12 protein-coding genes are annotated in these 14566 nt (G+C 56.7%); 9 read left to right on the top strand and 3 right to left on the bottom strand.

The features are described 5' to 3' along the window. Positions 1-163: 163 nt before the first annotated feature. Genes ACIQT2_RS16395 through pdhA form a run of 3 tightly spaced genes read right to left on the bottom strand, consistent with a single transcriptional unit; the run spans position 164 to position 3884 of the window. Complete coding sequence (locus ACIQT2_RS16395; protein WP_402948455.1) at positions 164-1603, bottom strand: dihydrolipoamide acetyltransferase family protein; 1440 nt, start codon at positions 1601-1603, stop codon at positions 164-166. 2 nt (positions 1604-1605) lie between these two features. Then, a complete protein-coding gene (locus ACIQT2_RS16390; protein ID WP_402948453.1) occupies positions 1606-2694 on the bottom strand; it encodes an alpha-ketoacid dehydrogenase subunit beta in 1089 nt (362 codons plus the stop codon). Then, a complete protein-coding gene (pdhA, locus tag ACIQT2_RS16385) occupies positions 2691-3884 on the bottom strand; it encodes a pyruvate dehydrogenase (acetyl-transferring) E1 component subunit alpha (RefSeq protein ID WP_402948452.1) in 1194 nt (397 codons plus the stop codon). The genes ACIQT2_RS16390 and pdhA overlap by 4 nt, the downstream gene beginning before the upstream one ends. Positions 3885-4055: 171 nt before the next feature. Here pdhA and ACIQT2_RS16380 point away from each other — a divergent pair, with 171 nt between their 5' ends. From ACIQT2_RS16380 to ACIQT2_RS16340, 9 genes are all read left to right on the top strand, one after another. Next, positions 4056-4520: an Lrp/AsnC family transcriptional regulator gene (locus tag ACIQT2_RS16380; RefSeq protein ID WP_397325546.1), complete on the top strand. Its 465-nt coding sequence runs from the start codon at positions 4056-4058 to the stop codon at positions 4518-4520. 59 nt (positions 4521-4579) lie between these two features. Then, a complete protein-coding gene (locus ACIQT2_RS16375; RefSeq protein WP_402948448.1) occupies positions 4580-5152 on the top strand; it encodes a YdcF family protein in 573 nt (190 codons plus the stop codon). Positions 5153-5343: 191 nt separating this feature from the next. Further along, entirely contained in the window at positions 5344-6990 is a 1647-nt protein-coding gene (locus ACIQT2_RS16370; protein ID WP_402948447.1) for a hypothetical protein, read from the top strand. A gap of 690 nt (positions 6991-7680) precedes the next feature. After that, complete coding sequence (gene wecB, locus ACIQT2_RS16365; protein ID WP_402948444.1) at positions 7681-8886, top strand: non-hydrolyzing UDP-N-acetylglucosamine 2-epimerase; 1206 nt, start codon at positions 7681-7683, stop codon at positions 8884-8886. A gap of 40 nt (positions 8887-8926) precedes the next feature. Further along, entirely contained in the window at positions 8927-10129 is a 1203-nt protein-coding gene (locus ACIQT2_RS16360) for a glycosyltransferase (RefSeq protein WP_402948441.1), read from the top strand. 17 nt (positions 10130-10146) lie between these two features. Beyond that, entirely contained in the window at positions 10147-11214 is a 1068-nt protein-coding gene (locus ACIQT2_RS16355; RefSeq protein ID WP_402948438.1) for a GSCFA domain-containing protein, read from the top strand. Further along, positions 11211-11978, top strand: coding sequence for a hypothetical protein (locus ACIQT2_RS16350; protein WP_402948435.1), 768 nt, complete (start codon positions 11211-11213; stop codon positions 11976-11978). The genes ACIQT2_RS16355 and ACIQT2_RS16350 overlap by 4 nt, the downstream gene beginning before the upstream one ends. Beyond that, entirely contained in the window at positions 11962-12375 is a 414-nt protein-coding gene (locus tag ACIQT2_RS16345; RefSeq protein WP_402948432.1) for a hypothetical protein, read from the top strand. The genes ACIQT2_RS16350 and ACIQT2_RS16345 overlap by 17 nt, the downstream gene beginning before the upstream one ends. Beyond that, positions 12375-14441, top strand: a complete 2067-nt coding sequence (locus ACIQT2_RS16340) for a glycosyltransferase family 2 protein (protein WP_402948429.1) — start codon at positions 12375-12377, stop codon at positions 14439-14441. Before ACIQT2_RS16345 ends, ACIQT2_RS16340 begins: the two co-directional genes overlap by 1 nt. Positions 14442-14566: the final 125 nt, after the last annotated feature.

Raw genomic sequence — 14566 nt, 5'->3', positions numbered from 1 at the left:
ATTCCCCCACGATGCCCCGGACGTCGTACGCCTTGAAGGAAGCCGAGAGGTCGAAAGTCTTGTTCTGCTCGCTAGTCACGCGCTCAATCCTACTGATAGGGCGGGAAACCGATGATTCCCGCCCTATCCATGACTCGTGACGTTGCGCACAGTCCCCTGTTCGTTACATGTCCGCCAGCGCACCACCCGGATTCTCAATGCAGTCCGCCACATACCGTAGGAATCCAGCTGCCGTTTCACCGTCGCAAACCCGGTGGTCGAAGGCCAACGTCAGCTCGGTGACCTTGCGCACGGCCAGCTCACCGTTCACCACCCAGGGCTTATCGATGATGCGGCCCACGCCCAGCATCGCCACTTCTGGGTAGTTGATGATCGCCGCTGAGCCGTCCACGCCAAACACGCCGTAGTTATTCAGTGTGAAGGTACCCGATCCCAGTTCGGTCGGGGTCGCCCTGCCATCGCGGGCGACTGCGGTCAGCCGCCGAATTTCTGCGTCCAGTTCGCGGGCGCTCAACTGATGGGCGTTGCGTACCGACGGAACCACCAGACCACGGTCTGTTTGCGCGGCAAAGCCGAGGTTGACTCCGTCGAAGCCCACGATCTCCTGCGAACCGTCGGCCACCGTTTCGAAGCGCGTGTTGAGTGCCGGATATTTTTTTAACCCAGCAGTGACAAAACGGGCAATGAAGGCCAGGAGCCCGGGAGTATCGTGTGGCGCGCGCTTTTTCAGTTCGGCCCGCATTTCCAGCAAAGCTGTTGCGTCAACATCCACCCATACAGTGGCTTCCGGGATCTCCGAACGGCTCTTGGCCATGTTCGCAGCGACTGCTTTGCGGACGCCACGCACAGCCGTGCGGGCAGCCACCGCCAGTCCGGTCCGGGAATCGACATCGCCTTCCACAGCGGGCTGGGCCTCCGGCGCTCGGGTCGGCGCGGGCGCGGCAGGAGCCTCGGGCGTGGCAATAGCCGCTTCCACGTCCTTACGCATGATCAGGCCGCTGGTCCCCGAACCCTCAATGGAGTCCAAGGAGACGCCGTGATCCCGGGCCATCTTCCGCACGAGCGGCGAGATGACAGCGCTGAGCTTGCCGGGGATCCTCGTGCCGGCCAAAGCGGGTTCCAGCGGAGCCTCCTGAACAACTGAGCCGACGACGGCGACACTCCCCTTCCGCGGTCGCGTCCGGCCAGCGGTCGCCCCGCCAGGGGTCCCGTAGCCGATGAGGACGTTGCCGGAGCCGGCCTTCTCCTCCGTCCGGTAAGTCTCGGCGGCCGCTGAAACCTCGGGCGAAGCCGTTACGCCAGTCGACACTGCGTCTTCGACAGCAGCGGGAGCCTCGGGCGCAACCGGAGCGGCACCCGCGCGAGCGATCGAGATCAGCGGCTTGCCGACGTCGAGCGTTTCACCAGCCTGGCCGTGCAGTTCTGCGACCGTGCCCGCATAAGGCGATGGCACCTCCACCATGGACTTGGCCGTCTCAACTTCGGCGATAGGTTGATCGACTTTGATTTCATCGCCGACGGCGACGAGCCAGTTCACGAGTTCGGCCTCGGTGAGGCCTTCCCCCAGGTCCGGCAGAAGGAATACCTGCATATCTGAGCTCATGGTCAGTCCTCCCACTGAAGGTCGTCGACGGCGTCGAGGATACGGTCGACGCTGGGCAAGTAGTAGTGCTCCAACTTTGGAGACGGGAACGGTACGTCGAAGCCTGTGACCCGACGGATCGGAGCTGCCAGGTAATGGAAGGCACGCTCTTGGACCCGGGCCACGATTTCGGAGGACACAGACGCAAAGCCATGCGCTTCGGCAATCACGACGGCGCGTCCCGTCTTGCGCACTGACGCGCAGACGGTTTCGTCGTCGAAGGGGACGATGGTGCGGACGTCGATGACCTCGAGGGAACGGCCTTCTTCGGCGGCAGCCGCTGCGGCTGCGAGCGCGGTAGGCACGGACGGGCCGTAGGCGATGAGCGTCGCATCCGTCCCGGGACGCGCGACGGCGGCGCGGCCCTCAGTGGAGGTGCCGGCGTCGTGCTCTGCGCGCAACGCGGCCAGGTCCACCTGGTCCTTCGACCAGTAGAGCTTCTTGGGTTCCATGAACATGACCGGGTCATCGGAGTCGATGGCCTCCCGGAGCATGCGGTAGCCATCGGCAACTGTCGCGGGGGTATAGACCTTCAGGCCGGCGGTGTGGGCATAGTACGACTCAGAGGAATCGCAATGGTGCTCCACTCCCCCAATTCCGCCGGCGTAGGGAACACGGATGACCATGGGCATTTTGAGCTTGCCCTTGGTGCGGTTGTGCATCTTGGCCACGTGGCTGACGATCTGCTCGAAGGCCGGGTAGGCGAAGGCGTCAAACTGCATCTCGATTACCGGACGCATTCCGTTAATGGCCATGCCAACGGCCATTCCCACGATGCCGGACTCGGCGAGTGGAGTATCAAAGCAGCGCTGTTCGCCGAACTCGGCCATGAGTCCGTCAGTGATGCGGAAGACGCCGCCGAGCATGCCGACGTCTTCGCCGAAGACCAGCACCGAGTCATCTGCCCGCATGGCATCTGACATTGCCGTGTTCAGGGCCTTGGCCATAGTGATGGACTGGGGCCCCGTGGCTTCTGCGGTTGCTGCGGCCGAAGCAGCAGCACTGGCCGTGGCGGCGCTGACGTTGCCGTTAACGGAAGTGGTGACGGTCATTTTGCGCTTTCCTCACGTGCGAGTTCGCCGGCAAGCAATTCGGACTGCTCTTTCAACTGCGGGGTCTGCTTGGCGAAGACGTACTTGAACAGGTTCTGCGGTTCCACAGGAACGTCCTCGCCAAGCCCTTCCCTGAGCTGGGTAGCAACGGCTTCAGCGTGGTCGGCGATCTTCGCATTGGATTCTTCGCTCAAGAGGCCCTTGTCCGTGAGATACGCCTTCATGCGGGTCAGCGGATCCTTCGCCTGCCATTCGGCGACTTCGCTGTCCGGGCGGTATCTGGTGGCGTCGTCGGCGTTGGTGTGGGCCTGCATCCGGTAGGTATGAGCCTCGATCAGCAGGGGACCCGAACCTTCCCGGGCAAGTTTGACGGCACGGTCCATGACAGCGAGCAGGGCTACGAGATCGTTGCCATCAACGCGCTCCCCTGCCATTCCATAGCCAACAGCCTTGTGCGCGAGGGATGGCGCCACCGACTGGTGGCTGAGCGGTACGGAGATTGCGTACTTGTTGTTCTGCACAAAAAAGATGACAGGCAGGTGGAAGACAGCTGCGAAGTTGAGGGCCTCGTGAAAGTCACCTTCGCTGGTGGCACCGTCACCGCACATGGCCATGACCACCGTGTCTTCGCCGCGAAGCTTCGCAGCGTGGGCAACGCCGACAGCGTGCAACAACTGTGTGGTCAACGGTGTGCACTGGATGCCGACATTGTGCTCCCTGGGGTCATAGCCGCCATGCCAGTCCCCGCGGAAGATGGTCATTACCTCAACAGGGTCAACGCCCCTGGTCATAACAGCTACGGCGTCTCGATACGTCGGGAAAAGCCAGTCCCCTTCACTAAGGCACATGGCAGCCGCGACCTGGCACGCTTCCTGGCCGTGGCTTGACGGATAGACGGCCATGCGGCCCTGCCGGACCAACGCGGAGTTCTGGTCATTGACGCGCCGCCCGATGACGAGTCGCTCGTAGGCTTTCAGAAGTTCCGCGTCACCTGGCGTCGGGTATTCATGGCCCGGTTCGGTGCCTTGCATCTCCTTCGAGCGGAGGGTGCCGTCCGGGTTCACCATCTGGATCTGGTGACGGGCGGGCAGCATGTAGTCCTCCACGCTGATGCCGAATTTTCTCCGAACGTCAGCAGCCTGGTCCTCCGCTGCCGTTTCCGGCGCAGAGTGGTCTGCATGGATCGTCATTGGTCCGTCCTTCTCTAGCCACTATGTGCTTCCAGTATCGTCCGGATGGATGTTTCGTATCCAGCATTGCGGGAAATCATGGAAGAGCTTGTTGCATAGGGCTATTCTGAGAGACGAATTGCCATTGTGAGCTGGGTAACTACCGGCGCTGTAGACGAATTGGAGCCTTCTGTGAGCGAGACCGAGGCCGAGCAGACCGCAGTCCCCCTGGACAGTGTTGACCGTGACATCATCCGCGAACTCACCACGGACGGCCGTATGTCCATCACCCAAGTGGCGGAGAACGTGCACATCAGCCGCGCCCATGCCTATTCCCGCTTGGCTCGCCTGACCGGCGAAGGGGTGCTCACCAAATTCACCGCCTTGGTGGATCCGATCAAGGCCGGCCTCCGCTCCTCGGCCTACGTGACCCTGAAGGTCCAGCAGCACTCATGGCGGGAATTGAAGGAACAACTGCGTTCCATCCCCGAGGTGCACCACATCGCTTTGGTGGGCGGGGACTTCGACGTCATTTTGTTGGTGCGGGCTACTGACAACATCCACCTCCGCCGTGTGATCTTCGACCAACTTCAGTCCATGGAAGGCGTGCTGGATACCCAGACATTCTTGGTTTTTGAGGATGTTGATACGAGGTAGTCGGCTTTTGTGGAGGGACTTTTTCAGGAACGTCCAGTTTGGAACCCTAAACTGTCCCCATGCCCACCAAAACCGCCTTCATGACGCGCGTCGCTTTGCGGTCGCTCATCGCGTGTGTGGCGGCACTTGCCGTGTGGCTTCTCCTGGCGATCCAGTTCTTCGCGCTTCCTCCCCAGGCCACGCCGCACCACACCGACGCGATTGTGGTGCTCGGGGGAATGAGCCGCGAACGCCTTCCGGTCGCGCAGGACCTACAGAAATCACTCGACATCCCGGTTCTGGTTGTTTCTACGACAGGGTTGTCCGGCAACGTTGAGGGTGACGCCCTGTGCAGCGAAAGTGCCGGCGACGATGCGGATTTGATCTGTTTCCGGCCTGATCCCCTGAACACTCGCGGGGAAGCCGATGCGGTTGCCTCCCTGGCCGCCGAGCATGGTTGGAAGTCCGTCACCGTGGTCACGTCGGATTACCACCTGATGAGGGCCGGCACTTTGATGCGGCAATGCACATCAGTTGAGGTACAAATGGTGGGTTCCGAGCCTGACCTCTCTGCAGGTGCTTGGCTGGACCGCTTCGCTGTTGAAACCGGCGGTTTGATTGATGTGTGGATGCGGCCGGAGTGCGGTTCTTAACCGGTCCTCGTCGTGACAAAAACCGTAACTAAGTAACTGCCGCTGTAAGCCGAACTCCGAATTTTTGACGAACATTCCGGATCTCCTTTTGACGCTTGAAGGATTCCGTCAAGGGATTGAGTTTGCCACTGCCCCCGTGCATCATTTTCCCATAGGTCCAAGGTCTCACCCTACGAGCCCAAGGATCAGTTGTGCCAACATTTAGAGCCGAGACGCTCCTACCCGCTCCACCCAGAGTCCGCCTACTACTCATCAGTGTTCTGGCCGCCTTTGCCCTGCTGACGGGTTCCCTTAATGGATCTGCCGCGCACGCAGCAACTGCGCCCGTTTACCCCATCAGTGGCTACTTCATCTATGGCAGCACCAGTGATGCCACAAACACCAAAAAGCTGACAGACATTAAATCCGTAGGCGGAGATACCGTCATCACTTTCGGTTCCCTGTTGAAACCCGCTACATTGTCTTCAATTCCGGCCGCCTGCGTTATCTCAGGGATTAACTGTGCAAAGGCCGCAACGACTGGTGTCACAGTGAACAGGTACTTTACCTACTCTGATGGAAGCACCTGGGGTTCGCCGGCGCTGCTGTGTGCACGCGACAAAACCGTCACCAGCGGCAGCACCGTCTACACCATCCTGGTATTGCCTGCGGAGGGAAGTGGGTGCACATCCCCCAGCGGAAAGTACGACGTTGTGGTCATCAACGGCACCACCTCTTCCATCTCGGTTTCGCTGGGCAAGGCCGCCACGAGTCTGGGAATGAAGTATTACGCCGGCCTGCCGGCACCCGTAAAGCGCACGGACGTAACGTATCTTCCGGACTTGTCATATCAAACGACGTTTACAAAATTCACTGAGCGTTTCCTCCAATACCAGGACAAGGTAAACGAAGTGCCAGGGCTTGCAGGGTTTTACCACCACACAGAAATGCCCCTGAGCGACAGCTTCACTTGGGACCCCGTGCTGGCGCTCTATGACCTGCAGAACGCAGCAATAGCTAAGTTCATGCCGACCCGGGGTGCGATAGTGAGTCCGTATATTGACACGAGAAAGACCGCTGGCGCCCGCGTCACCACAGACCAGGTTCGTCAGGCAGTTAGCAACATCGCAGAAACAGCGAACGGCGTCTCGCTGGCAATCGCTGTTCAGGACGGTATGGGTACAGGCAAGGCAGGTGCCTTCTTCGGCAATGAGAGCACTACCGGAGTAGATCAATACGCTGCGTCGGTGGTCGGCAGCGGATCGTGGGGCAGCAAGTACTTGGCTCCTAACCGTGATTACTTCCAGGCGATGGCAGACGGCATCGAAGGAACCGGTGCCGAGTTGTGGGCCAACATTGAGGGAATGGCACCAGCAACGAGCCAGAACCCCTGTGACAATAGCCTTCGCGGCCAAACGACCAAAGCCCGCGTCGACCGACAACTGCAGCAGTTGGGTAACGCTCCGGTGAAGGCCATCTCCTTCATGTGGGACCCGTACTATACGTGCACAGGAACTTGGGCGCCCCTTGTCGAACGCTCTAAGGCGGCCAGCAGCACCCCCGTCATAACGGATTCCATATTCTACGGAAACGGCGACGTCCTGGTAACCGGCTACAACCTTAGCGGTGGATCCATCAGCGTGAAATGGACAGACGTGTACGGTGGAACCTACGAAAAGACCGTCGCGGCAGTCGGCTTCAACGCTTCTTACGGAGTACAGCACGGCCTCAATCCGCGGCTGGAATCGGTGACGGCCATCTTGGGAAGTACGTCCCTGGGCTCGGGGAAATATTACATGGTCAATGTCACCAACGGTGCCGGGGCGAAGAATGACGCGTTCTACTCGGACCGCGGCTAACTATCATCCCGGGACGCCCCGACCAGCCCGCCCTAGCATCTTCGAGGGCGGGATGGTCGGTGTTGAATCATGGACTACTCCAAGCGCAAGGGAAGTCCTCGGACCTGCTCATGGGGCCGCGGCAGTAGTTCGATTCGCGGGTCTGCAATCCAATTCCGCCACCAATCCCCGTTCAATCGCGGGCCCCGTTACGTAAGCCGGTATGGCACGTCATCTCCCGGATGCAAGAATTGGATGTGCCCACGCCCCATCTGGACGCAATTGAGGAGTGAATAAATGACGGATGCCATCCGCCAGCAGACAGCACTCACGCCCTCCCCCCGACACATGCGCAAACGCCGTCTTCGCGGGGAGGTTCCGACCGTGCTTCTAACACCTAGGAGCTCCCCGGCCAGCGTGAACGAAGGTCCTATCACCGCCGCCACAATGGAGGACCGCGCAGCTGCCGCACACCAAAGCGTCGAGTCGCCCAGCCCCGGAAAATCGCGACCCCCGAAGCACGCAACCCCCCAACAAAAGCGGCTTGTAGCGCTTACGCTTGTGATCCTGGTCTCGCTCAGTATCCCCGTACTGGCGCTGACCTTGATGTTCGCGGGCTAGACCTTAGCGAGGAGTAATACACAATTAATCACCTCGATTGACTGTGAGGTAGCATCGGCTGGTCAACTACTGCCATTCCCGGGGGAATCCATGCCCAGCGTCATGCCTATTTTCGGTACTCGCCCAGAGGCCATCAAAATGGCACCGATTATCACCGCACTCAGGGAGTCCTCCGACTTCGACTGCATCGTTACGGTTACTGGCCAGCATCGGGAGATGCTCGATCAAGTGAACGAGCTCTTCCACATCGTGCCCGATTACGATCTCGACATCCTTCAACCCGGACAATCGCTTTCGGCGATCATGACTCGGACGATCGATGGTCTAGACAAGCTGTTTTCGACTCAAAAGCCAGATGCTGTCATCGTCCAAGGCGATACGACGACGTCTACAGCCGGTGCCATAGCTGCGTTCTATCACGGGATTCCGGTCGTTCACGTGGAGGCTGGCCTCCGAAGCGGGGATCTACAGTCGCCCTTCCCAGAGGAAGCTAATAGAAAGATCACGAGCCAGATAGCCAGCCTTCACCTTGCTCCCACCAAAACCAGCAAAGCAAATCTCTTGGCTGAAGGAATTGACACCGACCAAATAGTCGTGACCGGCAACACCGTCATAGACGCGCTCCTTGAGATCGTCGACAAGAGACTCCCCTTCTCCGATCCTCAGCTCGAAGAACTGGCGGCCAGTGACCGCCGGGTGCTTCTGGTGACAACTCACCGGCGCGAAAACCAGGGCGACGCCATGCGCGGAGTGGGACGAGCGCTTTCCCGAATAGCAGCAGCCGAGCCCGAACTTGTGATCGTTCTGCCGGTCCACAAGAACCCGATCGTGCGCGAAGCGGTTCTCCCGGCAATTGAGGACTTACCCAACGTAATCATTACCGAACCACTGTCCTACGGGGAGTTCACACGCATGCTTTCGATGGCTCACTTGGTCTTGACTGACTCTGGCGGAGTGCAAGAGGAGGCGCCAAGCTTGGGAATACCAGTCCTCGTTATGAGGGAAAACACAGAGCGCCCGGAAGCTGTACACGCCGGAACTGTTGCGCTGATCGGAACCGACGAAAACCGGATTCTGAATGAAGTCCTACGCTTACTCAACGACGAAGAAGCCTTCGATTCCATGGCCAACGCAGTAAACCCGTATGGCGATGGCAAAGCCGCAGAGCGGACTGTGGCAGCTATCTCGCACTTGCTCCGTATTGGCCCCAGACATGAAGACTTTAATGCGGACGTTGAAATTGGGCTCGGTTCAAACATGTATGGGCCCGCTCGACGGTTGCAGACTCGAACCTGATATTTGATTACGCGTATCCAGAGACGCCGGGAGAATTAATATGCAGCTAAAACTAAAAGGGTACTTCAAGGAAGATAATTCACCGGTCGCCGAAGCACTCAAAGCAGTTGAAATGCTTGAAGCAACTTCAATGAGCCGTCCTCACGTTTTGGGGTACACGCCAGTCGGCCGAACAAACCCTTATCAGTCGCTGCTCTATCGGGCAGCGGAAGACTATAATATTGCTACGGTTCCAGTCGTAAAGAGCTGGGATTTTCAAAAATTATTCAAGCTACCAACGGACAACTCGAATGTTATTCTCCACATTCACTGGACCTCATTCATTCTCCATGGGATAACTAGCTACAACACGGCTAAGAAAAAAATTCAAGATTTTCGCGCAGCAATCAACGACATAAAGTCAAAAGGCGGGAAAATTGTTTGGACACTCCACAATATCATCCCTCACGACTCGCTGTATCCCGATCTTGAAATGCAAATCCAGCAATTCTTGGCCGAGCAGGCTGATGTGCTCCACGTGCTATCTGATGCTTCTGCGGAGATGATGTCGGCAGCTCTAACAATTGATAAACGAAAGCTCGTCAATGTCCCGCACCCAAACTACCGTCTGACGTACGAAGACTACGTCACGAGACGGAATGCACGGCTTGAGTTCGGTATCGGCCCAAATGACCGCGTCTACGTACTCCTCGGGGCACTTAAAGCATATAAAGGCCTTGATCGACTCCTAAAGGCCTTCGATGGGTTCCGCGCCGGCGACCCGTCTATCAGACGCGTCCTTCTCGTCGGAGGAATGGCTGATGAATCAGCTGAAGTTACAGAGTTTGTAAAGAAGTGTCTGAAGCACCCCGACATATTGATTGAGCCAAAAAAAGTGCCCAATCACATGGTTCAAAACTACATGCGGGCGGCAGACGTTGGTCTTGCCCCGTACACGCGCATGTTGAATAGCGGCGCCGTCTTGTTATACCAAAGCTTTGATTTACCGGTGATAGCCTCAGATGTCCCGGCTATTTGGGAGAACATGACCGAAGAAATCGGCGAGCGTGTCGCGGACAATTCGGTTCAGAGCCTTGTCTCGGCTTTCGAGCGGGCTGATCGATTCTTCGAAAACGACGTTCGACGCCAAGTACGAAGCTACGCCGATCAGTTCGATGCCACGGTGCTCTCCAGAGAGTTTGCAAGCCGCGTTCTCTGGAAGCTCGGTGGTGGATCCACCGAATCAAGTGCGGCCAAATCCTAAGCGGAGGAGTCAAAAATATGGTGCAAGGTCAAGAAGCGTTTGAGGAAACCAAACCGCGCTCGCCCTACCGAGGAAGACCCTCAACGACGTTTTGGCGGGCTGCTGTCTCGGACAATCAAGGCGAGACTCTTAGCGGACTCTACGAAAAGAAATTCAACATTGGGGCACATGATGCCGTTGCGACTGCCGGTAGTTGCTTCGCACAGCACATTGCCACGAACCTCCGCAGCAACGGCTTCAACGTGATCGATGCGGAACCGGCCCCAAAAGCAATGACGCGAAAGACTGCAGAGAAATTTGGCTTTGGTGTCTACTCCGCGCGCTTTGGGAACATCTACTACGTCCGTCAACTTCTTCAGCTGGCACAGGAGGCCTACGGCCATCGCCAGCCGAGTAGCTGGATATGGAAGAAGGGCAACCGTTACTTCGATGCCCTTCGACCTTCGGTAGAGCCAGAAGGCTTCGCAACTGAGGCCGAAGTAGTGACGCACCGACAGCAACACTTGGCCGCCGTTCGAAAGCTACTAAGTTCTGCTTCAGTCCTGGTATACACATTTGGCCTTACTGAGGGGTGGGTGGATAGGCGCTCTGAAACCGTCTTTCCCACGGCCCCGGGTACGCTTTGCGGTGATTTCGACCCGGAGGTGTTCCATTTTAAGAACTTCAGTTATGCAGAAGTAGTCTCCGATTTCGAACAACTTCGCGACCTGATCAAGCTACATAATCCTGACATCAAGTTTCTTTTGACCGTCTCACCGGTGGCGCTGGCTGCTACAGCCACCGACGACCATGTACTGGTTTCCACAACCTATTCAAAAGCAGTACTTCGGGCGGCTGTTGGTGACCTCGCTAAGAGGCACGATGATGTCGCATACTTCCCGTCCTTCGAAGTGATCACTGGAAGCCCTGCACGCGGACGCTACTGGGACGATACGCTGCGCTCCGTAACTCCGGAAGGAGTAAGGCAGGTCATGACGCACTTCTTTAATTCCCACTCACCGGTTGGCGATGACGAAAAGGAAAAAATAGTGACAGCTGAAGAACTCCTTTGCGAAGAAGCACTTCTGGAGGTGTTCGGTAAGTGAAAATTTGCTTTATTGGCGATTCCCATCTCGGACACATTATGCCGACATGGAAAGAGCGAGCCGCTTCTGAGCCTTCTGCGCAGGCTAGCTTCCACATAGAGCGCACCTACGGGACTTTACCGTTGACCCTGCTTGTTGATTCGGAGAAAGTTGCAGAGTTCACAGATATTTCGTGCGCCTACTCTGCCGAAGTTGAAGTAGAAAATTATGATGCGTTCATTGTGTTTGGCATGCATTATTCCTTTACCGCCTTGGCGAAAACGCACATCGACTTCCGATCCGCCCGGAATCGCGGAAATGGCGATGCTTACCTTCTGTCCGATTCGGCTTATTCTGCGATGATCGAGGAATTGTACCAGTTCTCTAAGGCAAAGCGTGTCATCGATTCATTGAAGGCCCATACGAAGAAGCCGATATTCTATGCACAGCAGCCCATGCCGCTGGAGTGGGTCATCAAGCGGTCAGAGAAAAATCTTTCATTTTTTGAAAAGATTGTTGCGTCTGACGACATCAAACAACTGCTGGAAAGCTACGAAGATAGCCTGAACCAACTCCAATTCGAAGGCGTTAGGATTCTCAGGCAGCCGAGTCAGACGCTCTCGATGCCTGGCTTCACGAAGTCGGAGTTCGGCTTGGCAGACATAAATGACACCAGCCCAGAGAGTCCTTACTCAAAAGGCGACTATTTCCATATGAATTCTTCCTATGGAGAGTTAGTCACAAACGACATCTTAGATATAGTTGTAAATGGCATGGGAGAGTAATATGGCGGTACCCTCGCCTATTGAGTACGTTCTGGAATTTCCTAAACCAGTGAAGTCGGTCGAGTTTGTCGTGGACCTGAGCACCTCTGTGAGCGAGAAATCACTCGTCGCCCTGGTTAAGCCTCCAGCCACAGCAAACGTCATCCCGGGAAGTTGGACCTTCTCTGGTGCCCTGCAGGGCCACTTTAAGTATCTGGCGGCGGAGGAGCCAAATGCATATTCGCTACCAAAGTTGTCCTTCGATGATTTCGTTTCTGAAGTTCGACTGCACGTCGTGCCCTGGGGGCAAAAACTTGTCACGCCTGAACGCGCTGTGACAGGTATTTGGGCCGTTTCGGACTTTGTGACCGATATTTCGGAAGACCTCAACGTTATCGTGAAAGGAAGGCTCGTCTAATGCCTGACGATTTGTCGGAAAAAGTCGGCGCCCTCGTCGTAGCAGGACCAGGAACGGACTCAACGGCGCTTGACCGTACGCTGAAGTCACTTCGCTGGGCTGGACTCAAGCCAGTGGTTCTGGCGAGCGAGAGCGGCGATCCCGTCAATAGCTCTTTAGACGGATTCTCCTACTATGATCCCGCGGCACAGACCTCTGCTGGTGCAGTGAACAAAGCGCTGTCGTCCATTGCCCAGCCATTTGCTTTGATCGTCCAAGCAGGATCCCTGATTCCACAAGGCACCAGTAAAGCCCTAGGTCTTTTGACCGAGAGCCATCCCAATTCGATTATCAGATTCCCGCATCGAATTGTCAGACCTTTGGCCCCTCTCGACGAGTCTGAGATTGACGGCCTTATCGTCGAAGACGGGCAACTGCGTACAGACACTGTCTTGGCACCCCGACATGGCTCCTCTTCTGCCGTTGCTGTTCCACGGCGGCTCCTTCACACTCTGCGTGGCCTAAAGCCTGCGGCTCAGGACCTTGCCAAAGCATTGGAAGACCTCATCCAGCGGGGCAAACAGTTCGGATTTACGGAGGAATGGACATCTCCGGCCGCAGGGGTCTTCACGTTTGCTACCAAGATGCATTCGCTGCCACAGTTTGACGCCAGCCAACTTGCTGGCGGATCGGCCAGCCCCGGTATGTTTGGCGACCTTCTGGGGTGGACTTCGTCTTCCTTGGAGGACGGGCCGCTGGTCTCCATCATCATTTCCACGTACAACCGCGCAGAATATATAGCTGAGTGCCTGAACTCGATCGTCGCTCAGACTGTTCAAGATTTTGAAGTAATTTTGGTTGACGATGGAAGTACGGATAACACGGCTGAGGTCGTCAATTCCTTCGGCGACGCCAGGGTTCGTTACTTTGGCCGAGAAAATCGTGGGATTTCCGCTTCGCGAAATTTCGGTTCAGACCAGGCCTTGGGTGCATTTATCGCGGTTCACGATGACGACGACATTATGCTTCCTTGGCGTCTGCAGTCGCAACTCGAATCCTTGGAACCCGGTGATCACGGTAGTTTCGGCGTGTCAGTGCACTTTGATAACGCGACGGGAGAAGTTCACCGACTGGTGCACCGGTTATTCAACATGCAAACGGCACTGAGATATGGCAATAACCCTACTCACCCAACCTGGCTAATACGGTCCGATGTATTCAAAAAGTTCCGCTACGACGAGACGCTGAAAAGTGGCGTCGACAACAACATCGCCCTTCGGATGGTGCGCTCGGGCGTCAGGATGAAACACACGGGTGAGAATCTTATCCTCAGGCGTCTTCATGGTGGGCAGATTACGCGAAGCGCTGGTGAAATTCAGCAGGCCTCAGCCAAGATGTCACAACGAATGTTGAAATTTGCAAATGGCTTGGCTGGCGACCCAACAAAGGTCGTCGCTTCCGAGGAGTGGCTTTCGAACATGGCCGATAAGGCGTTCGAAGAATCGGTTCGTCCATATTTGCCTGATCATCTCGTGACGCGTCGCGTGACCTGCAACGTAATGCCCCAAGATTTTGACAACAGTTTCTCGCCAGAAGGTACAAATGTAGCTGTCAGCGGTGCCCAGGAGAGTCCGTCTTGGGAAGAGGCTCTTCCACGAACAAACATCCTGGCCGGAGTGTCGTGGGCAGACCTTGCCACACTCCGAAAAAGCGGTGTTGAGTTCTCCGCATTTGAAGATGGCGTTGCTTCCGCGAGCGAGATACTTATGCACGCTGTGGCCGATCACGCTGGGCGGGCCGCTGGCAAGTACAGCTTGGTCCTCTCGGATCCCCAATCGAAAACGACGATTGACGATGTTGATTTGGATAAAACTCGTGGTGTGGTTCTAAGTGGATCGGATGCCGATTCCGTGTATCAATACACCGTGCTGCACCAAGCCAACCTAAGTCAGTGCGTGGTAGCAGTTAGTACGGTCCTTGAGCAGCAGAAGGAGGGAGCTCGTCCAGCCTTCCTGATTGCAAAAGCTTCTCCGAACGCAGCTCGGGATCTGTGCGCTGCTCTTCGAGTCTCTGAGGAAACAAAATGAAATTTCAATGGACAAAGAACGAGTATGGCAGATCAGGAATCCTTGCCATTCCGGAGTCGGGCGATACTCAGCCACATGTCGATACCTTCTACATGGACTACCTCATCGAAAACTTGGACCAGGAT

The sequence above is a fragment of the Paenarthrobacter sp. NPDC090522 genome (genome assembly GCF_044769225.1).
Lineage (GTDB): Bacteria > Actinomycetota > Actinomycetes > Actinomycetales > Micrococcaceae > Arthrobacter.
This window is presented reverse-complemented; position numbering and strand designations above follow the sequence as displayed.